Origin of the sequence: Streptomyces sp. RKAG290, from assembly GCF_023701695.1 — a bacterium.
Classification (GTDB): Bacteria; Actinomycetota; Actinomycetes; order Streptomycetales; family Streptomycetaceae; genus Streptomyces.
Window position 1 is genome coordinate 7,043,774 of the sequence record NZ_JAJOZC010000001.1, and the last position, 19,243, is coordinate 7,063,016.

Genomic DNA, 19,243 nt, shown 5'->3' on the forward strand with positions numbered 1-19,243 from the left:
AGTGCGGATATGGCACAGTCGGGCCGGTGGACGCACTGAGGCCTCAGGACCCCGCGCGCATAGGCGCCTACCAGCTCATCGCCCGCCTCGGCGCGGGCGGCATGGGACAGGTGTACCTCGGGCGGTCCCCCGGGGGGCGGCTGGTGGCCGTGAAGGTCATCCGCGACGAGATCAGTGATCACCCCGACGCACTGGCCCGCTTCAGGCGCGAGGCCGCGACCGTCGAGACCGTGCGCAGCGCGTACACCGCCCAGCTGATCGAGGCGTCGCTGGACACGTCTCCGTACTGGCTGGCCACCGAGTACGTGGCCGGGCCCACGCTGCGCGGCGCCGTGGCCGCGAACGGCCCCTTCCCACCGGACAGCGCACTGCGGCTGCTCGCCGCGCTCGCCGAGGGACTCGCCGCGGTCCACGTCCACGGAGTCACGCACCGGGACCTGAAACCGCACAACGTCATCCTCTCTCCGCAGGGGCCGCAGCTGATCGACTTCGGAATCGCCCGCGGGCTCGGACAGACGATCCTCACCCGGGAAGGCATGGCGTCGGGGACGCCCGGCTTCGCGGCACCCGAGGTGCTCCTGCGCAACGAGGTGGGGCCGGCGGCAGACGTCTTCGCGCTGGGCGCGACCCTCGCCTACACGGCGACGGGCCGGCCCCCGTACGGCGCGGGCGACGCGGCGGCCGTCAGCTACCGGACCGTGTACGAGGACATCGACCTGGCGGGAGTGCGGCCGGAGCTGGCCGGGCTGATCCGGAGGTGTGTCGCCAAGGATCCGGCGGACCGGCCGGAGCCGGCCGCCGTGATCGCCCTGTGTGCGGTGGACTCACCGCTGGCGTCGGACGCGCACTACTTCGCACTGGTACGCGGCGCGGAGGACGAACTCGTACCGGCTCCCACGGGCCCGTCCGGCAGGTCCGACGCATCTGCCACTTCGGCCACCTCCGCTGCCTCTGCCACATCTGCCGCGTCCGGGACGTCTGCCACGCTTGCCACCTCCCGCATGTCCGGCACATCTGCCACGTCCCGCACGCCGACGGACGCGTACGCCGAGCCGGAGACCGTGCCCGCACCGCAGACCGGTGACCGGACCCGGCCCGCAGATCAGGAGCTGTCCGGCCACCCGGCGCAGAGGCCGGTGACGACCGGGCCCGTCCAGCCACCCGGCACCACCCCGTACGACGGGCCGCACCCGCGGCAGCGTCCGGGCCGCGCGCCGCGGGGCCGGACCTGGCTCGCGGTCTGCGCCGTCGCGGCCGCCGTGCCGCTGACGGTCTGGCTGCTCCCGGAGGGGAACGGCACGGACACCGGCGCAGGACCCGCACCCGGGGCCACCGTGTCCGGTCAGCCGACCGCGACCCGCTCCGCAGCCAAGGACGCGGGGGTCGCCGGGCCCCCGGATCACATCGTGAACGACCGTGTCTCGCAGGATCGTTGGACCCTTTCGCAGGACCCGGAGCAGGCCGCCCTGGGCAGCGGCTCCTGCGATCTGGACAGCCTTGCCGCCTCCTCACCTCCCACGGGCCTGATGTCCTCCGTGTCGCACACCACCGGCTCGGACACCGCCTCGGTGTCGCTGCGCCCCAAGGACGCCGGGAAGGGGAAGAGACCCGCGCCCTACTACGTCTCCGTGGGCGTCCGGCCCCCGCACGAGACCGACCGTGTCACCGGCCGGCCGCAGCGGGCGATCGCCAAGGGCATCGGCTTCACCAGCAAGCCCGTCGACCTCTACTCCCGGTGGGCCTCCGGCGGAACCGTCAAGCTCAGGTACCCCGAGGACTTCCGGGCCCACTTCGGCGAACGGGCCCTCGATGCCGTCCCGGTGGGGGAGGACCGAGGGGACTGGACCGTGGTGATCTACCACGTCGAGGGCGGGCCCACGAAGTACACATCCGTCGTCTGCAACGGCTTCCACGCCTGAGATCTCGCCGGCGCAGGATCCCTCCGCAACCCTGTACGGGCCCCGCCCGCCTCGTATACCGTCACCGTGACGTTTGGGATTGAAACGATTCATGCGCGCGTTTCCCAGCGATGCGCGCCTACGGAAGGACGCCGAGACGTGACGAGTGAGGGCAACAAGAGGCCGGGTCCGACGCGGCGCACCGTGCTCGAAGTGGGTGTCGGCGGCGCGGCGTCGCTCGCGGCCGGACTGCCGCTCGTCGCCGCGGGTACGGCCGCCGCCGATGCCGCGCCGTCGCGCGGGACCTCATGGCACCGCTACGTCCAGGGGCCGTCGGACCGGACCGTGCGGCCGGTGCGGACAGTGCGCTCGGCGGGGGACGTGTCCAGGCCCGATGCGCTGCTGACGCCCGGCGGTCAGGTCACCGTCCTGCGGCGCGCGCAGCCGCCCGCCGCTCCCCGCTGGCCGCAGGGCACCAAGGCCGAGGCCTCGTCCACGCATGCGGGCAACAACGGCAGCGACGGCCGGCCGCGTACATACACCGCGGAGCACACGATCGACGGCGACCCGGACACCTTCTGGAACGACGACACCGAGGGTGCCTTCCCCGACACCCTGACCATCAGCCTGCCCGGGGAGCAGCAACTGCCCGGTGTGACGGTGGTGTCCAACACCGACGGCGTGCCCGCCGACTTCACCGTGGAGTCATGGGCGAACGAAGCCTGGCGGACCGTCGGCAAGGTCACCGGCAACACCGACGTACAGCGTGCCGTGCGCTTCGACGCGCCGGTCTCGACGGACCGGGTGCGTATCGTCGTCACGGCCGATCAGGACGCCGGACAGGGCGGGTTCACCCGCGTCAACGAGGTCTGGCCGGACGCGGTGGTTCCGCCGGTCGCTCCCAGTGTGACCCTCGACTTCGGCAAGGTCGTCGTGGGCTACCCGAAGGTGGATTTCGCCTGGGCCTCCGACAACAGTCCCGGCGTGCGTCTGGCGTTCTCCGAGACGCTCCAGTACCTGACCGAGCGCTCCGACTTCACCCGCAGCGACCAGGCCGGGGGTGCGGGCCACGGCACCGACCAGTACGCCGTGCCCGCCGGTGGTGCCAAGTGGACGGACACCAAGGGCTTCGGCTCGGGCGACGACAAGGTGTACGCCGACGGGCTGCACGGCTTCCGCTACCTGAAGATCACGCTGGACGCGCTGCCGTCGGACGCGCCGGCCGCCCAGCCCTGGGGTGAAGTGGCCGTCGACGCCGTGGCGTTGGACTTCACCGCCTACCTCGGCACACCGGAGTCCTACCGCGGCTGGTTCCTGTGCTCCGACGAGGAGCTGAACCGCTACTGGTACGGAGCCTCATACACCAACGAACTGGTCGTCGACACCTTCCGCCGGGACGACGTGGACCCGCGCAACGCCTACAGCCCGTCACTGGACGGCAAGCTGGTCCTGCACGACGGCCCCAAGCGGGACCGGGACCCGTATGTGGGGGACGTGGCGGTGGCGGGGCGGACCCTCTACCTCACGCACGACGACGCGGCAGAGGCGGCGCGCAATGTACTGGCCGACCTCGCCGACCACCAGCGGGACGACGGCTGGATCCCCCCGGCGTCCATCAACAACTACACCCTCCCGCTGTTCGACTATCCGCTCTGGTGGGTGACGTGCAGCTGGGACTACGTGCTGTACACCGGCGACCAGGACTACGCCGCGCGCTACTACCCGCAGCTGGTGAAGGTGCTCGACACCTGGTACCCGAGCGTGACGGACGACGCGGGGCTGCTCAGCAAGGGGCTGAACGGCACGTCGGACTACGGCGACTACGCGTTCCTCGGCCGCACCGGCCGCATCACCTACTACAACGCCAACTACGTACAGGCGCTGCGCGACGCGGCTCGCATCGCCGGCGTCCTGGGCCACGACTCCGACGCGAAGCGCTGGTCGGAACGGGCGGACAAGGTGGCCGTGGCCATCAACGACCACCTCTGGGACCCGGCGGCGGGTGCCTATCTGGACTCCGCCACCGGCCCGGTGAGGCACGCCCAGGACGGCAACGCCATCGCCATCACCGCGGGCGTCGCAGACGCGGAGCGCGCGGCCTCGGCGCTGGCCCACCTCGACTCGACGACGAAGCTCAGGTACGGCAACGCCTTCATGGACAACGACACGCTGTTCGGCGGCGCCTCCCAGCGGGTGTACGCCTTCACGTCCTACCCGGAGCTGGTGGCCCGCTTCGAGACCGGCCGGCCGGACTCGGCGATCGACCAGATCAGGCGGACCTACGGCTGGATGGACAGCCACGACCCCGGCATCACGCAGTGGGAGGGCATCGGCCCGAACGGCTCGGCCTACGAACAGGGCTTCACGAGCATGGCGCACGGATGGTCGACGGGAGTGCTGCCCGCACTCACCCACCAACTGCTGGGCGCGAAGCCGACGTCACCCGGTTACGCCACCTGGGAGGTGCGGCCGAACCCCGGCCAGGTCCGCTGGGCGCAGGGCCAGCTCCCCACGCCGCACGGTCCGCTGGGTGTGGAGTGGGACCAGGACGGTGCGACCTTCACCCTGACGGTGCGGGTCCCGCGGGGTTCGCGCGGCTCGGTGGCGCTGCCCACGGAGGGCCGGAGCGTCACGGTGCGCTCGGGGCCGCGGACGTTGTGGAAGGGCGGCCGGGCGTACGGCACCGGCGTGCACGGTGACACGCGACGCGTGACGGTCACCGGTCTCACCCACGGCACGCATCACCTCACCCTCGTACGCGAGCGCTGAGGCGCTCCGGGGTCCCGTCGCCGGAACGGGACCCCGCATGCGTGAGACCGGATGCGGAGACCGGCACCCGGGTCGTGCCTACTCCTGCCCACGGCCTGGCGGCCGGGCCGCGGCTGCCCGGAGTCCGTGGCGGGTCCTACTTCGCCGCGGTCACGGCTTTGAGTTCGTCGAGGGACTCCCGGATGAGCAGTGACATGTCCTGCCGGCCGGTACCGCTGATCCACCGTTCGAACGCGATCTTGAAGACGGCAATGCCCGCCTCGGCTGCCAGACTCGCGGCGGGGTCTGCGACGCCGCGCCGACGCAGTGCGTCGGCGAGCGCCCCGGACAGCTTTGCGAGCTTGATCAGCTCGCGTTCCTGCAGCTCGGCGTTTGCGGCGATGATCTGCTGGCGCTGCCGGGCGTACTCGTAGCGCTCCTGGAACACGGCCGCTGCGGCGTCGAGGGCGGCGGCCACCGCGTCGATCGGAACCGCGGACTCGGGCGCGCCGGTGAGCGTGGACACGAAGAGGTCCTGCAGCGAGGCCGAGCCCGCGAAGAGGACCTCGCGCTTGTCGGCGAAGTGCCGGAAGAACGTGCGCTCCGTGAGCCCTGCCCGCCTGGCGATCTCGGTCACGGTGGTCTGCTCGTACCCGCGCTCGCTGTAGAGGTCCATCGCGGCCTGTTCCAGCCTGCCGCGCGCGTTCGGCTCCCATCGACTCATGGCGGCGATTCTATGTGATGACAGTGACTGGCATCAGATGTAGGCTGATGGCAGTCGCTGACATCGGTGGTCCTGTCGCGCTTGCCGTGGCGTGGACGGTCGGTAGGCAGCGGCCGGCATGCAGCGGTCGACATACCGGAGGTTTCTCATGCGTGTATTCATCACTGGTGCAACGGGCTGGATCGGTTCCGCCGTAGTTCCCCAGCTCATCGGCGCAGGTCACGAAGTTGTCGGGCTGGCCCGCTCGGACGCCTCGGCGGCTGCGCTCGTCGCGGCGGGGGCCGAGGTGCAGCGGGGCGCCCTGGACGATCTCGACGGCCTGCGGAAGGGGGCGGCCGCTTCGGACGGGGTCATTCACCTCGCGTTCAAGCACGACATCGCCTTCTCGGGGGACTTCCAGGGCGCTGCCGACGCGGACCGCCGCGCCATCGAGGTGTTCGGCGAGGCACTGGCCGGTTCCGGCCGGCCGTTCGTCATCGCCTCCGGCACGCTCGGCATCGCTCCGGGCCGGGTCGCTACCGAGCGGGACGGACAGAGCGCGGAGGCCGCGGTGCCGTTCGAGGGCGCGCAGGCCCGGCTGGCCAATGCGCAGTTGACCGTCTCCTTCGCGTCCCGAGGCATCCGCTCGTCCGTCGTGCGGCTTCCTCCGACGGTGCACGGCGACGGGGACCACGGCTTCATGGCGGCCCTGGTCGGCATCGCGCGCGACAAGGGCGTATCCGGCTATGTCGGTGACGGTTCGCAGCGCTGGCCCGCCGCGGCCCGGCTCGACGCCGCGCGGCTCATCTGCCTGGCGCTGGAGAAGGCCCCCGCGGGGTCGACGCTGCACGCGGTCGCCGACGAAGGTGTGGCGATCCGCTCCGTCGCCGAAGTCATCGGACGCCACCTCGAACTCCCCGTGGTCTCCGTCGACGCCGAGGACGCGGGCGAGCACTTCGGCTGGCTGGGTGGCATCCTGGCTCTGGACAGCCCGACGACCAGCGAGCTCACCCGCGAGCAGCTCGGGTGGCAGCCGGCCGAACAGGGGCTCCTGGCGGACCTGGACGAGGGGCACTACTTCCGGACCCCGTCCGCATGACGTGCTGACCCGGGCGCGGCGTGGCGGGACCGGGCCGGTCGCCTTCGGCATTCACTTTCGCCACGGCCGTGGTCATGCTGATCGACGCCGCTCTTCTCTTCGCGATCTGACGCCTGGGGAAGTCTCCGCAATGGAATTGACGGATATGCAGGCAAGGAGTGACACAGATGTCGCTGATCGTGCCGGACTTCGACGAGTCCGTCGTCGTACGCTCCGCCGACGCGGAAGTGATCGGCCGGGCCCCCACCACCATCCGCCTGCTGGCCGACAGCAGTTCGACCGGCGGCGCACTGTCCACCCAGCGGGTCAGCCTGACCAATGGTGCGGACGGAGCCAGGCCGCACCACCACTCGCGATCGGCCGAGCTGTTCTACGTACTGGACGGCACGGCCCAGCTGCTCTCCGGCGAGCAGCTGGTGACCGCCGAACGCGGCGACCTGGTCATCGTGCCGCCCGGCCTCGCCCACGCCTTCGCCGCTGCGCCGGGAGAGGACGCCGACATCCTCATCGTCATCACCCCGGGCGTCGAGCGTTTCGAGTACTTCCGCCATCTGGAGCGCATTGCGTACGGCAAGGTACCGCCCGAGAGCCTGCTGGAGGTCCAGGAGTTGTACGACACCTACTTCCTCGACAGCGCGACCTGGAGCGACGCCCGAGGGTGACAGGGCGGGTGGCCCGGGGGAGTACCGACGGTGTGGTCCCGGACCGGCCCGGGTCGCCAGCTGAACCGTCCCCGACCGTCCCGAAACGGACCAGCGGACCGGGGTGCGGAGGAGACACCCGACGGCGTCCCGAGCGAACGGTGCAACTGCCGTACAGGGAAAGCGCGTCAGATCAGGGGAGCATCCCTGTGACGGCGCGTTCGCCCGGACGTGAACCGGGTGTGGGGAGCGGATGCCGAGAACTGGGCGAGGGGCGGGAGCAGCGGTGGACGGAAGGACGCACTGGGGCCGTTTTGCGGCGCTCGTCGCCGTAGTGCTGATCCTCGGCATGGGGGTCGGCGCCTTCTTCTACCCGAGGGCGGCGTGGCCTTCTGCAGCTATGGCCCTCCTTCTCGGCGCGTGCTGGTTCTCCGTCCGGGGTGTGCGGGCCGGGCGGCCGGTCCGTGCCCGGCTGGTGCTGACGCCCGACCAGGCACTGGTGGGTGGTACGAGGACCGTCGGGTTCAGGGCCAGGGCGCGCTGCACGCACTGCGCGGGGGCGGGTGTGCGCGGCGTCGGCACCGGCCGGCGATGCCTGTGGTGCCACGGCAGCGGGCTGGGGATGCCGGGCCGCCGGGCCGCCACCGTGCGGATTCCGGCCGGCGTGCAGGACGGAAGCACACTGCGGGTCCCCGGCAGGGGCACACCGGGCAAGGGAGGAGATCCTGCGGGGGACCTGCTCCTGTCCGTACGGATCTCCGGCACCCGCACGCGTAGAGCCGCACCGCCGGGGTCGACCGTGGGTTCCGCGCCGCCCGGGTCGAGGACCGGCCCCGTACCGTCCGCGGCGCGGACCGGCACAGCGCCGCGGCCGAGGACCGGCACCGCACCGCCCCGGCCGCGGAGCGGGGCGGCCGGGGCGGGGGGCGCGGGCACCGGACCCGTCAGCGTCCGCGCCGACGGCATCCGGGTCACGGTGGACCAGCAGTCCGTCACGGTCCGGGAGGAGCGAAGGTCTCCCACGGGGCGCACTTCCTGGGTGACCACGCACGAGCTGCGCTGGTCCGACATCGCCCTGCTGGTCTTCGACAGCGACCGGCACGACGCGGTCGTCGCGCTGTACGCGATACCCGCGGACGCCTCCGGGACCGGACAGCGACGGCAACATCTGGTCGACGCAAGGCAGCTCAGGGCCGAGGACTGGCAGGTCCTGGCGGACGCGGTCGAGCGGCACACCCACGGGCGGATAGCCCTCGACCACGCTCCCCGTCGGAGCCCCGGCGGGCTGCGCGATTCCTGACGCGCGAGCGGCGGACGACGCGGCCGGGGGACGACGCGGCCGGGGGCCGACCGACGCGGCCGGGGGCGGACCGGCGCTCAGGCGGCGAAGCCCAGCACCATGGCGCCGACCACCGGCGCCGCGTACACCAGGGGAAACGGGATGTGCGAGTACCAGCGGGCACGGATCACCGTGACGACCGCACCCGCGAAGTACAGCACCAGACCGGCCCCGGCCACGACGCCGATGACCGGCACGAACAGCCCGGCCAACAGCCCCGCGGCACCGGCGGCCTTGGCCGCGCCGAGCCACGTCCACCAGGAGCGGGGAACGCTGTAGTCGGTCAGGGCCTGGACGACCCACTGGGCCCGCAGGAGAAGGGCGCCGGCGGAGTAGCCGGCCATGGCGGCGGCGACGAGAGTGACGACGACGTGGGCGATGGACATGGTGAGTGCTCCTCATCGGACGGGTGCCGGTGCGGGTCGCTCCGGCCGTGGCGGCCGGTCCGGCACTGCACTGACACGCCTCGACGGGAGAACGTGACGTGTTCCGCGAAGAATTCTTCATCCCGTTCGCGCAGCCGCGCGGAGCTGCCCCGAGCGGCTGCGCGAGCGGGGCCATTCGCCCCGCTCCACGCGTCCGCGGGCCCCGTCAGGTGCGCCGGGCGAGCAGGAACAGGTGAGGTTCGGGCACGGCGGCCGGATGCGCCGGGGTGAACACGCTGCTCTGTTCCGACACGATCGAGAAGCCGGCCCCGGCCACCAGGGCGATGAACTCGGTGGGCCCGAAGCTGGTCACCCGCACCGGCTGTCCCATGAATTCGCCGCTCACGCCCTCAAGGTCCAACGGCACTGTCGCCACCGCCAGATGGCCGCCGGGCCGTACGGCCTCGCCGAGCTGGCGCAGCACCTCCGACTGGTCCGCGCGTGACATCTGCAGGAGTGAGAAGTACACGCACGCGGCGTCGAACCCCGCCTCATCCAGGGGGAGTTCCCGGATGTCGGCACACCGGAACTCGGCCCCGGGGACCTGCCGGGAAGCGATGTCCACCATGACCTGAGAGACGTCGACACCCAGCACGTCATGGCCGGCGTCGGTCAGCGCCTGGGCGGTCGGCCGCCCGGTGCCGCTGCCGACGTCCAGTACCCGGCTGTGCGGGGCGAGCCGCTCGAGCAGCTGCTCCAACGAGGACCGGTGCGCGGCCGATCCGGCGAACGCCTGCTCGTACTCGGCGCCGAGGGCGTCGAACACCGTCGCAGCGGTGGGGGCTTGACCTGCGTCCATCGGGAATCCACTCCTTCTCGGGCTGTTGTCCCCTGTCCCCGGGCTACGGGACGCGGGCCACGGCCACGTACAGGCCGCTCTGCTCGGGCTGCGGGGCCGACGTGCCGCGGAACCACTCGGGTGCGGTCACCAGCCCCGGCTCGACGACCTCCAGCCCGTCCAGGAAGCGGGCGAACTCGGCGCGCGTGCGCAGCGCCAGCCGGATGCCGCCCTTGTCGTACTCGTCGGCCCCCTGCCGGCCCCGCTCCGGGTTCACGTCGGAGGCGCCCTGGGACAGCACCGTGTAACTGCCGGGAGCCAGTGCGCCCGTCAGGGTGCGGAGGATGCCGTGCGGGTCCACGTCGTCGGGCAGGAAGTGCAGCAGGCCCAGGAGCGAGAGCGCGACCGGGCGCTCGAAGTCCAGCACCTTGCGGGCCGCCTCGATGATGGTTTCCGGCTCGCGGACGTCCGCCGGAACGTAGTCGGTGGCGCCCTCCGGCCGGCTGATCAGCAGCGCCTCCGCATGGCGCAGGACGATCGGGTCGTTGTCGCAGTAGACCACCCGCGAGGCCGGATTGACCTCCTGGGCGATCTGGTGCAGGTTCGGGGCGGTCGGTATGCCGGTGCCGATGTCGAGGAACTGGTCGATGCCCTCGCTGGCCAGCCAGGCCGTGGCGCGGTTCATGAACGCGCGGTTCTGCCGGGCGCCGGTCTTCGCCTCGACCGGCAGCTGTTGTGCCACCGCCTGATCCACGGGGTAGTTGTCCTTGCCCCCGAGAAGTGCGTCGTAGACCCGTGCCGACTGGGGCCTGCCGGTGTCTATCGGGGGCTGGGACGTCCCTGCCGTCATGGCGAGCTCCGATGCAGATGAGGTGAACCGCTCCATCGGCGCAGTCTGCCACAGCAACTTCGGGATGATCATGCTGTGTTGAATGAATTCAGCCGGTCAGCGCCGACGCGGCATCACACCTTGCGCCGCCCGGTGACCGGTCGCCCGTCCCGTCCGTCTGCCGCGACCGGGTCTACTGCAACGCGTGCACCGCCGCACCGAAGACGGCCGGCGCACGGTACGCCGCGGGGACGATCAGCTGCGCGGCCGCGGGGTGCCGGGCGACGGCCAGCAGCCCCTCGGTGAGGAAACGGTGGCGCCTGGTCAGCTTCGCCCACCGGCCCGGGTAGTCCTGCGGCCGGCCCGAGGCCAGTGCGTCCACCGCCGCCGCGGCCGTCGCCAGGGCGAGCGCGACACCCTCGCCGGTCAGCGCGTCCACGTAACCGGCGGCGTCACCGACCAGCAGGACGCGCCCGGCCCGCCGGGCCCGCGCCCGCTGCCGCAGCGGCCCCGCGCCGCGCACGGGGCCCGTGTCCCGGCCGAGGAGCGAGGCGGCCAGGCGGGGGAACGCCGCCAGGTGCTTCTCGTAGGGGAGGCGTTCCCGGCTGAGTACGGCCACGCCCACCAAGCCCTCCCCGAGCGGCGTCACGTACGCCTCGCCGTGCCGTGACCAGTGGACCTCGACGAACTCGGTCCAGGGGCCGATCCGGTAGTGGCGGCGCTGTCCGTACCGGCGCACCGCCGTACCCGGACCGTCCAGCCCCAGCTCGCGCCGGAGCGGTGAGTGCAGGCCGTCCGCGGCGATCAGCCAACGGGCTGTCAGGCCGCCCGCGACGACTCGGTCGTGGCTCTGCCGCACGCCGGCGACCTTGCCCGGCACGATCCGGACGCCGAGCTCCAGGGCCCGCTCGTGCAGGGCGGTGTGCAGCTCGGTCCGCCGTACGCCGAGCCCCGGCTGTCCCCGGAACACCGCCTGTGCGCTGCGCGCACCCTCCACGTACCGGATTCCGCGCAGCGGGTGTCCGGACACCTCGATGCCCAGGGCGCGCAGCGCGGCGACGCCGCTGGGCATGATGCCCTCGCCGCACGCCTTGTCGATGGGCGCGCTGCGGGGTTCGACGACGACCGCCTCCATGCCCAGCCCGGCCGCCCGGATCGCCGCCGCGAGGCCGGCCGGGCCGCCGCCCGCCACCAGGAGGTCGATCACGCCGGTACGTCCGCTGCCGACGCGGCGGTGAGAGCCGCCTCCTCGCACCGGACGCGTACCCTCATGAGCGCCGCGTTGAGAGCGGTGAAGAGCGCCGCGGTCACCCACGCGCCGTGGACGAGCGGCAGCGCGAGGCCCTCGGCGGCGACGGCGACGTAGTTGGGGTGGCGCAGCAGCCGGTACGGTCCACCGGTCACCAGCGGCAGGCCCGGCACGACGATGACGCGGGTGTTCCACCGGTCGCCGAGCGTGCGGATGCACCACCAGCGCAACGCCTGCGCGGCGAGTACGACCGCCACCATGGCCCAGCCGAAGAGCGGCACGAACGGCGCGTCCGTCAGGCCGGCTTCCAGGAGGCAGCCCGCCAGGAGAGCCGTGTGCAGCGCGACCATCGCGGGGTAGTGGGCCGGCCGGTCTCGATGCCGCCGCGGGCCAGCGCCCAGCGGGTGTTGCGCAGTGCGACGGCGAGCTCGGCGATCCGCTCGACGGCCACGGCCAGGACCAGCGCGGTGTACCAGATCATGTGTTCCTCCGACCTACCAGCGCAGCAGCACCAGTTCGCAGCAGAATCCGGGGCCCATGGCCAGCAGCAGACCCGGTGACCCCGGCTCCGGCCGCCGCTGCTCCAGGGTGTCCCGCAGGACGTGGAGCACCGAGGACGAGGACAGGTTCCCCACCTCGGCCAGCGAGCGCCAGGTGACGTCGAGAGCCCCGTCGGGGAGCGAGAGGACCTCCGAGACGGCTTCCAGGACCTTGGGGCCGCCCGGGTGGCACACCCAGTGCGCCACGTCCTTCGGCTTGAGGCCGTGCTCCGCCAGGAAGTCGCGCACGTCGTCGGCGAGATACCGGCGCACGACGTCGGGGACCGCCGGATCGAGCAGCACCTTGAAGCCGGAACTGCGGATGTCCCAGCCCATCACGTGCTCGGTGTCCGGATACATGCGGCTGCGGGTGGCCACGACCTCCGGCCCGGCCCCGGAAGCCCGGCCCTCGCCGAGCGCCACCACGGCGGCCGCTCCGTCACCGAACAGCGCGGTCGCCACCAGGTTCGCGGTCGACGCGTCCTGGCGCTGGAACGTGAGGGAGCAGAGCTCGACCGAGAGCAGCACCGCCACGTCCTCGGGGCGGCCGAGCAGGTAGTCGTGCAGCCGCGCCACCCCGGCGGCCCCGGCGACGCAGCCGAGTCCGAAGACCGGCAGCCGCTTCACGTCGGGACGCAGTCCGAGCCGCCCCACGAGCCGGGCGTCGACGGAGGGCGCGGCCACGCCGGTGACGGACGTGAACATGAGGAGGTCCACATCGGTGGGCCGCAGCCCCGCGGTCCGCAGCGCCCCGCGCAGCGCATCGGCGCCCATGTCCACCGCCGCGCCGATGAACACGTCGTTGGCGGCGCCGAATCCGTCCAGCTCCGCGTAGCGCTCCAGCGGCAGCACCATGTTGCGGGTGCGCACCCGGGCGTTCTCGTGCAACCGGTCAAGGACCCGCCGGTCGGCGCCCGGCGGCAGGCAGGTGCGGGCCACCATGTCGGTGACCTCGCGCTGGGTGTAGCGGTACGGAGCCGGGGTGCCGTGCACGGCGGCGATCCGGGTCATCCCGGGTCCTGCTTCGGAGGCGTCATGGCCCATCCCTGCCCCGCAAAGGGGACAAAACACCGTAAACAACCCGTGCGGCTGTCATGCCCGGCCACCCCGGAGTACCTACGATCACGAGATGGGCACCCCCGACCCGTCCCGCGCGTACGCCGCGACCGCGTGGCCGCTGCGCCGCACGGCAGCACTGGCCCGCTCCTGCCATCCGGGGCCGGTGGCCGCGGTGACCGCACTGGCCGGCGCACTGGGTGCCGACGCCGGCCTCGACGGGGTGCGCGGGACCCTCCTCGTCACCGCCGTGCTGACCGGTCAGCTCTCGGTGGGCTGGTGCAACGACGCCTTCGACGCCGGGCGGGACGCCGCGGTCGGACGCCGCGGCAAGCCGGTGGCCGACGGGTCCGTGAACCGGACAGCCGTGTGGGCGGCGGCGTTCACCGCCGCCCTGCTGTGCGTTCCGCTCTCCCTGGCCTGCGGCCTCCTCGCCGGTACGGTGCACCTGGCCGCTGTGGCGGCGGCCTGGGCGTACAACCTGAAACTGAAGGCCACCGCACTGTCCTGGCTTCCGTACGTGATCGGATTCGGCACCCTGCCCGCGGTCGCCGCCCTGACGCTGCCCGGCAGTCCCTGGCCGGCCTGGTGGATGGTGACGGCCGGTGCGCTGCTGGGCCTGGCCGCGCATCTGGGCGATGTGCTCCCCGACATCGAGGACGACCTGCGCAACGGACTGCACGGCCTGCCGCAACGGCTGGGCGTCACCGGCACCGGACTGTTGCTGCCGGTGCCACTCGTCGCGGCGTCGGCGGTCCTGGCGCTCGGCCCGCCCGGACCGCCGGGCTGGTGGGGCGTGGTGACGCCGGCCGTGGCGGCGGGGACGGCACTGGCCGGGCTCGCACTCGGCCGCTACTGGCGCAAGGCCGCGCTCGCCGCCGCCGTGGTCGTCGCGGCGGCCGACGTGGCCCTCCTGCTGCTACGCGGCACCGCCCGGTGTGACCCGACGGCACCTGGGCGACGGGGTCGCCGGGAAGCGTGTCGCGTGGGCCGCGGCCTTCACCCCATGCGCAGGTGTGGACCGGGGGACTCCCCTCGTGCGCCGGCGTGGACCGGGGTCCTCACTCCGTGCGCAGGGGTGGACCCCGGCCCTCCCCTCGTGCACCGGCGGGGACCGCCGCCTTCACCCCGTGCGCAGCCATGCGTCGAGCAGCCGGAAATCCGCGTCCGTCAGGCCGCGGCCGGGATCGACGCGGTGGAGCAGCGCCCGCTCGCCGTGGTGTGCGCGGACCCAGGCCCGGTCCGCGTCGGTGATCTCGTCGTCGACCCAGACGAAGTCGCGCCCGGCCGACCAGGCCACGAGTGTGCGGGTCTTCCAGTGCAGCCCCGCCCGCGCGTCCCGTTCGTCCTCCTCGGACGGTCCGGGCCAGACCACCACACGGAGCTCCGGGAGCCCGAGCCGCGGCGCGACGACCTCGTTCGCCTCGTGCATCCACGTCGTCGCCCAGACGGGCTCGCAGGGGAGCGCCGCGAGCCGGGGCCCGAGCCCCGGGTCGATCCTTGCGAGCAGGGGGTTCGCCCCGGCTCCCGGTGGAAGCGGGCCGGCCGGGTACGTCCGGTGGCCGCCGTGCGGGCCGGTGGCCGGGCCGAACGGGATGAGCGGGCCGTCGACGTCGAGGAAGAGCAGCGGGAGTCCGCCGGAACCGTTCATCGCCGCACGGTACAGCCGGACCCACGGCTCCCGAGGTGACAGCGCTGCCCGCTCAGGTCAGGACGACCGGATTGGTGAGCGCCGCCATGTGCCCGTCGGGATGGCGCACCTCGATGCGGACGAACGCCGAATCCACGGCATTGCCATGCCACTCCACGGTGCCCGGTCCTGAGCCGGGAAGGGACTCCTGGTGCACGTTTCCCCGTTCGGTGTGAAAGCTGACGGAGCCCGACGGCGCACCGCGTACCACCACCCTGGCCAGGGCCGGCTCGTCCCCGGTCTCCAGCCGCCCGCCGATCCCGGCGCTCCGGCCGGCCGCGGACACCGTGAACGACAGGTCGACCGCGGCCGATCCGGCGATCCAGCTCCGGCCGGCGCGGATCCCGTCGAGTATCCCGTCCGTACTCAGCTCGTCGGCGAGCACGACGGTGTGCGGAACGCCGAGCTGTTTCGCCAGGTGGGCGTCGCTGTTGCCCACCGCCGGCCGCCACCGTCCCTGGTGGACGTCCGCGGCCAGGCCGCGTCCCCATTCGGCCAGTGCCGCCTCGTTGTCCGCCTGCCACGGCACGTCCGAACGCCACGGCCCGTTCCACACCTCGACCACGTCGAAGCCCCGGTACGGGTACATGAAGGTGCCCGAGGGGTAGGGCGCGTACGGGTGGGCCGCGACACAGAGCCCGCCGGCCCGGTGGACCTCGTCCAGCTGCCGGTCGATCACGTCGTCGCGCACGCCGTAGCGCCAGTCGACCAGCTGTCCCGGGCGGATCCCCAGAGCGAGCCAGTGCCCCGTCCGGGTGGTCGCCTCCTGGCCCAGGATCACCAGCAGGCCCCCGCCGGCTTGCCGGCTCCAGGCGTCATGCGTCTCGGAGGTGTTGTGCTCGGTGGCCGCGAGGAAGTCGAGGCCTGCCGCGCGGGCCTCGCTCACCAGCTGCTCCGGCGTCAGTTCGCCACCGTTCGAGGCCATCGAATGCACATGGCAGTCTCCGCGGTACCAGCCCCGCCCCGGCCGGCCGGCGGCGGTGGCGCGAGGCCCGACTCCGGCATCGCTTCCTCCTGTTGTCGGCTCCCACCCGGACCCGGGATCATCGCACGGCCCGTCGGGAACGCGTGCCCGTGGGAACCGGACACCGTGGCGCGACCGGACGTCAGCGCCCGCCCGCCACGCGCAGAACCGTCCCGGTGGCGTACGAGGCGTCGTCCGAGAGCAGCCAGGCGACGGCCCCGGCGATCTCCTCGGGCTGCCCGGGCCTGCCCATCGGAATGCCGGCGGCGGCCTTGTCGGGGCGCTCCGGGTCCTGGTGGAAACCGGTGCGGATGATGCCGGGCGCCACCGCGTTGACCCGGATGCCCGCCGCGGCGACCTCCTTGGACAGGCCGACGGTCATCGTGTCCACAGCGGCCTTGGCGGCGGCGTAGTGCACGTACTCACCGGGGCTGCCAAGGGTGGCGGCCGCCGAGGACATGTTCACGATGGCCCCGCCACCGGACCGGCCCATGTCGCGCACGGCGCGCCGCGCACAGAGGAGGTAACCGATGACGTTGACGTCCAGGGCGCGGCGCAGCCCGGCCACGTCGGCTTCCGCGAGCGGGCCCACGGGGCCGCCGACGCCCGCGTTGTTGACCAGCCCGGTGACCGTGCCGAGCTCGTCCGCCGCGGTCTCGAAGAGCCGGTCGACATCGGCCTCGTCGGTCGTGTCCATCCGCACCGTCACGCAGCGCCGGCCCGTCTCCCGGACAGCTGCGGCGACGGTCTCGGCCGCTGCCTCGTCGGAGCGGTAGCCCAGCGCGATGTCGTGACCGTCGACCGCCAGACGCAAGCAGACCGCGGCGCCGATACCGCGACTGCCGCCGGTGACCACGGTGACCGGACGACGGCTCATGAAAACCCCTGACTCTCTTGCGAGGGCGCGGTGCCCCCGGCAGGAGGACCATCGTAGAAGTCATGATCGAACTCCTGTCGCACAGGTCCCGGACGCCACCGGGGAGGCGGGGAGCGCGTCACGGTGACGATGGCCGAAACCCGCCGTGCGGGGCCCGGAGGGGGAATGCCTTTCGGGGGCGGTCACTTGAGGGTGGTGCACGGGGTGACCGATGCATTTCCACAGGGGAGCGACCATGACCATTCTTGTGACCGGTGTCCGCGGCCAGGTGGGCAGCGCCGTACTGCGCGCCCTGCTCGACGCGGGCCACCCGGTGCGGGCCGCCAGCCGTCGTCCCGGGGACGCGGGGCCGGTGGGCGGAGCGCCGACCGTACGGTTCGACCAGTCCGACCCGAGCACGCTGGCGGAGGCCCTCCACGGCGTGCGCAAGGTCTTCCTCTACGCGGCTCCCGAAGGCATCGGGGACTTCACCGAGGCGGCGCGGAAGGCGGGCGTCGAGCACGTGGTGCTGTTGTCCTCGCTCGCCGTCGACGGGCCCGGCGCCGAGGACAGCCCGATCGCGCGGGCACACCTGACGGTCGAGCAGGCGCTGGAGGCGTCGGGGATCGACCGGACCTTTGTCAGGCCCGGCGGATTCGCCTCCAACGCCCTGCAGTGGGCCGGTCCCATCCGGGCGTCCCGGCGGCTGAACCTGGCGTACCCGCAGGCCTACAGCGAGCCCATTCACGAACGGGACATGGCCGAGGTGTCCGTTCGGGCACTCCTGGACGACACGCACCGCGGCGCCACGTACCGCATCACAGGTCCGCAGTCCCTCACCCAGCAGGAGCAGGTGGAGCTCATCGCCGACGCCCTGGGAGAACCGGTCGATGTGACCCGGATCAGTGTCGAGGAGTACCGGGCGGAGCTCGTGCGGCACCTGCCCGCGCCGTTCGCCGACGTGGTGATCTCCTACCAGGCCGAGCAGGACGGCAAGCCGCAGCCGACCCATGACGACGTCCTGACGGTGCTGGGCCGCCCGGCCACCGGCTTCGCGGCATGGGCCGCGGACCACGTGGAGGACTTCCGCTGACCGCTGCGCGCCCGACCGGCGCCGGCCCGCCCCCGGCCCGGCCCGGGGGAGCGGCAGCCCGCACGCACAGAGCGACCGATGGCCGCCACCCACTCATGGAAGAGTGGCGGTCCATCGGTCGCCCGTGTGATGCGGTGGCTACAGGGGGAGGGCGTCGCCGTCCCGGCTGTCGTGCTGCTCGCTCTGCTCGTGCAGCTTCCGGGCCTTCTCCTGGAGCCGGCGCTTCTGCTCCGGGTCGCTGGTGCGCTCCGCGGCCTCGGTCATGTGCTTGGCCTTCTCGCGCATCTGCTGGGCTCGGCCGGATTCTCCTGCAACGCTCATTGTCGCTCCTTGAACAGTAGGGAAGAGCGGGCTCCCTCAGAGAACCAGCGCTTCGCAACCGTCGCACGCCGAAGCGCTACGCAGCGTGAAGCTGCCAGGTGGGGCGGGTGCCGCTGCGGGGGTGCGGGCGCGGATTCGGGCTTCGCCGGGAATCGGCGCCCTGCGACGCTGGCATGATCAGGGGTATGAACGAGCGCATGATCGCCGCGTGTGACGGGGCGTCGAAGGGTAATCCGGGGCCTGCGGCCTGGGCGTATGTGGTGGCCGACGCCGCGGGCAGGCCGCTGCGCTGGGAGGCGGGACCGCTGGGCACCGCCACCAACAACGTCGCAGAGCTCACCGCTCTGCAGGAGCTGCTGGAGTCCGTCGATCCGGGTGTGCCGCTCGAAGTGCGGATGGATTCGCAGTACGCGATGAACGCGGTGACGAAGTGGCTGCGGGGGTGGAAGCGCAACGGCTGGAAGACCTCGGCCGGCAAACCGGTCGCCAACCGCGATCTGGTCGCCCGCATCGACGCCCTGCTGACCGGCCGCGCCGTGGAGTTCGTCTACGTCCCGCCCATCAGGTGGACGGCGATCCGCTGAACGCGCTCGCCGACCAGGCGGCCAGTGAGGTGGCCGTGGCGCAGCGTGCGGCGGGCACCTCGCAGGGTTCGGCGGACCTGCCCGTCCCCGTGGCCGCCCGCGCCTCCGAAGGGCGGCGGACCGGCGCAGCCGCGAAGAGCACCGGCGCGGCGAAGAGCACGGGCGCCGCGGCCCGCTCCGGCGCCACCATCCGCGCCAGGTTCGCCGGCCGGTGCCACTGCGGGAAGCCGTACGCGGCCAAGGACACGATCGCGAAGAACGATCACGGCTGGGGCCACCCGGAGTGCCGCACCGCGTCCGCCTGACCCACCTGGGGGCCGGCCGTGGCGCCACGCACGGTCCCCGCACCACCCGGCCGGGGCGATCGGCCCCGCGCAGGGGCCCGCGCATGCCATGATGCGGCTCCGGCGGTGAGGTCGAAGTGCCGCCGG

General features: G+C 72.8%; 15 protein-coding genes and 4 pseudogenes. 8 read left to right on the forward strand and 11 right to left on the reverse strand.

Annotation, left to right across the window (positions count from 1 at the left end; translation table 11 throughout):
* The first annotated feature begins 26 nt into the window (after window positions 1-26).
* Complete coding sequence (locus LNW71_RS31160) at window positions 27-1,919, forward strand: serine/threonine-protein kinase (protein WP_250971240.1); 1,893 nt, start codon at window positions 27-29, stop codon at window positions 1,917-1,919.
* 138 nt (window positions 1,920-2,057) lie between these two features.
* Window positions 2,058-4,667 (forward strand): alpha-L-rhamnosidase C-terminal domain-containing protein, encoded by a 2,610-nt coding sequence (locus tag LNW71_RS31165; protein ID WP_250971241.1) that lies wholly within the window; start codon window positions 2,058-2,060, stop codon window positions 4,665-4,667.
* A gap of 136 nt (window positions 4,668-4,803) precedes the next feature.
* Here the strand turns inward: LNW71_RS31165 and LNW71_RS31170 are convergent, their stop codons facing one another.
* Complete coding sequence (locus tag LNW71_RS31170) at window positions 4,804-5,370, reverse strand: TetR/AcrR family transcriptional regulator (protein WP_250971242.1); 567 nt, start codon at window positions 5,368-5,370, stop codon at window positions 4,804-4,806.
* A 148-nt stretch (window positions 5,371-5,518) separates the two neighbouring features.
* Between LNW71_RS31170 and LNW71_RS31175 the strand changes: the two genes are divergently transcribed.
* From LNW71_RS31175 to LNW71_RS31185, 3 genes are all read left to right on the forward strand, one after another.
* Window positions 5,519-6,448, forward strand: coding sequence for an SDR family oxidoreductase (locus LNW71_RS31175; protein WP_250971243.1), 930 nt, complete (start codon window positions 5,519-5,521; stop codon window positions 6,446-6,448).
* A gap of 167 nt (window positions 6,449-6,615) precedes the next feature.
* Window positions 6,616-7,110 (forward strand): cupin domain-containing protein, encoded by a 495-nt coding sequence (locus LNW71_RS31180; protein ID WP_250971244.1) that lies wholly within the window; start codon window positions 6,616-6,618, stop codon window positions 7,108-7,110.
* 265 nt (window positions 7,111-7,375) lie between these two features.
* Window positions 7,376-8,389, forward strand: coding sequence for a DnaJ C-terminal domain-containing protein (locus LNW71_RS31185; protein WP_308294532.1), 1,014 nt, complete (start codon window positions 7,376-7,378; stop codon window positions 8,387-8,389).
* A 77-nt stretch (window positions 8,390-8,466) separates the two neighbouring features.
* Here LNW71_RS31185 and LNW71_RS31190 read toward each other — a convergent pair whose 3' ends face one another.
* The 6 genes and pseudogenes from LNW71_RS31190 to LNW71_RS31215 form a co-directional block, all read right to left on the reverse strand.
* The gene (locus tag LNW71_RS31190; RefSeq protein ID WP_250971245.1) at window positions 8,467-8,814 is read right to left on the reverse strand and encodes a DoxX family protein; all 348 of its coding nucleotides are present in this window, start codon (window positions 8,812-8,814) and stop codon (window positions 8,467-8,469) included.
* 205 nt (window positions 8,815-9,019) lie between these two features.
* The gene (locus LNW71_RS31195) at window positions 9,020-9,652 is read right to left on the reverse strand and encodes a class I SAM-dependent methyltransferase (protein ID WP_250971246.1); all 633 of its coding nucleotides are present in this window, start codon (window positions 9,650-9,652) and stop codon (window positions 9,020-9,022) included.
* Between the two features lie 43 nt (window positions 9,653-9,695).
* The gene (locus LNW71_RS31200) at window positions 9,696-10,481 is read right to left on the reverse strand and encodes an SAM-dependent methyltransferase (protein ID WP_250972211.1); all 786 of its coding nucleotides are present in this window, start codon (window positions 10,479-10,481) and stop codon (window positions 9,696-9,698) included.
* A gap of 172 nt (window positions 10,482-10,653) precedes the next feature.
* The gene (locus LNW71_RS31205; protein ID WP_250971247.1) at window positions 10,654-11,667 is read right to left on the reverse strand and encodes an FAD-dependent monooxygenase; all 1,014 of its coding nucleotides are present in this window, start codon (window positions 11,665-11,667) and stop codon (window positions 10,654-10,656) included.
* Window positions 11,664-12,190 (reverse strand): annotated as a pseudogene (locus tag LNW71_RS31210) (isoprenylcysteine carboxyl methyltransferase family protein). The gene LNW71_RS31205 and the pseudogene LNW71_RS31210 overlap by 4 nt, the downstream one beginning before the upstream one ends.
* A 13-nt stretch (window positions 12,191-12,203) precedes the next feature.
* The gene (locus LNW71_RS31215; RefSeq protein ID WP_250971248.1) at window positions 12,204-13,259 is read right to left on the reverse strand and encodes a 3-oxoacyl-[acyl-carrier-protein] synthase III C-terminal domain-containing protein; all 1,056 of its coding nucleotides are present in this window, start codon (window positions 13,257-13,259) and stop codon (window positions 12,204-12,206) included.
* 118 nt (window positions 13,260-13,377) lie between these two features.
* On the opposite strand from LNW71_RS31215, the pseudogene LNW71_RS31220 reads away from it, so the two are divergent.
* A pseudogene (locus LNW71_RS31220) lies at window positions 13,378-14,238 on the forward strand (UbiA family prenyltransferase); the annotation flags it as partial.
* 189 nt (window positions 14,239-14,427) lie between these two features.
* Here the strand turns inward: LNW71_RS31220 and LNW71_RS31225 are convergent.
* From LNW71_RS31225 to LNW71_RS31235, 3 genes and pseudogenes are all read right to left on the reverse strand, one after another.
* The gene (locus LNW71_RS31225; protein ID WP_250972212.1) at window positions 14,428-14,955 is read right to left on the reverse strand and encodes an HAD domain-containing protein; all 528 of its coding nucleotides are present in this window, start codon (window positions 14,953-14,955) and stop codon (window positions 14,428-14,430) included.
* 52 nt (window positions 14,956-15,007) lie between these two features.
* Window positions 15,008-15,940 (reverse strand): annotated as a pseudogene (locus LNW71_RS31230) (CehA/McbA family metallohydrolase); the annotation flags it as partial.
* A 160-nt stretch (window positions 15,941-16,100) separates the two neighbouring features.
* On the reverse strand, window positions 16,101-16,835 hold the full coding sequence (locus LNW71_RS31235) for an SDR family oxidoreductase (RefSeq protein ID WP_250971250.1): 735 nt from the start codon (window positions 16,833-16,835) through the stop codon (window positions 16,101-16,103).
* A gap of 235 nt (window positions 16,836-17,070) precedes the next feature.
* On the opposite strand from LNW71_RS31235, the gene LNW71_RS31240 reads away from it, so the two are divergent.
* Entirely contained in the window at window positions 17,071-17,907 is an 837-nt protein-coding gene (locus LNW71_RS31240) for an NAD(P)H-binding protein (RefSeq protein WP_250971251.1), read from the forward strand.
* 138 nt (window positions 17,908-18,045) lie between these two features.
* Here the strand turns inward: LNW71_RS31240 and LNW71_RS31245 are convergent, their stop codons facing one another.
* Entirely contained in the window at window positions 18,046-18,228 is a 183-nt protein-coding gene (locus LNW71_RS31245) for a DUF6381 family protein (RefSeq protein ID WP_250971252.1), read from the reverse strand.
* Window positions 18,229-18,413: 185 nt separating this feature from the next.
* Between LNW71_RS31245 and LNW71_RS31250 the strand changes: the two are divergent.
* Window positions 18,414-19,117: pseudogene (locus LNW71_RS31250) on the forward strand (ribonuclease H).
* The last annotated feature ends 126 nt before the right edge of the window (window positions 19,118-19,243 follow it).

Bases quoted from the DNA above. Each gene is read 5' to 3' on its own strand.
- LNW71_RS31170 (WP_250971242.1), bottom strand. From the start codon at position 5,370: ATGAGTCGATGGGAGCCGAACGCGCGCGGCAGGCTGGAACAGGCCGCG.
- LNW71_RS31175 (WP_250971243.1), top strand. From the start codon at position 5,519: ATGCGTGTATTCATCACTGGTGCAACGGGCTGGATCGGTTCCGCCGTA.
- LNW71_RS31180 (WP_250971244.1), top strand. From the start codon at position 6,616: ATGTCGCTGATCGTGCCGGACTTCGACGAGTCCGTCGTCGTACGCTCC.
- LNW71_RS31190 (WP_250971245.1), bottom strand. From the start codon at position 8,814: ATGTCCATCGCCCACGTCGTCGTCACTCTCGTCGCCGCCGCCATGGCC.
- LNW71_RS31195 (WP_250971246.1), bottom strand. From the start codon at position 9,652: ATGGACGCAGGTCAAGCCCCCACCGCTGCGACGGTGTTCGACGCCCTC.
- LNW71_RS31200 (WP_250972211.1), bottom strand. From the start codon at position 10,481: ATGACGGCAGGGACGTCCCAGCCCCCGATAGACACCGGCAGGCCCCAG.
- LNW71_RS31215 (WP_250971248.1), bottom strand. From the start codon at position 13,259: ATGACCCGGATCGCCGCCGTGCACGGCACCCCGGCTCCGTACCGCTAC.
- LNW71_RS31225 (WP_250972212.1), bottom strand. From the start codon at position 14,955: ATGAACGGTTCCGGCGGACTCCCGCTGCTCTTCCTCGACGTCGACGGC.
- LNW71_RS31235 (WP_250971250.1), bottom strand. From the start codon at position 16,835: ATGAGCCGTCGTCCGGTCACCGTGGTCACCGGCGGCAGTCGCGGTATC.
- LNW71_RS31240 (WP_250971251.1), top strand. From the start codon at position 17,071: ATGACCATTCTTGTGACCGGTGTCCGCGGCCAGGTGGGCAGCGCCGTA.
- LNW71_RS31245 (WP_250971252.1), bottom strand. From the start codon at position 18,228: ATGAGCGTTGCAGGAGAATCCGGCCGAGCCCAGCAGATGCGCGAGAAG.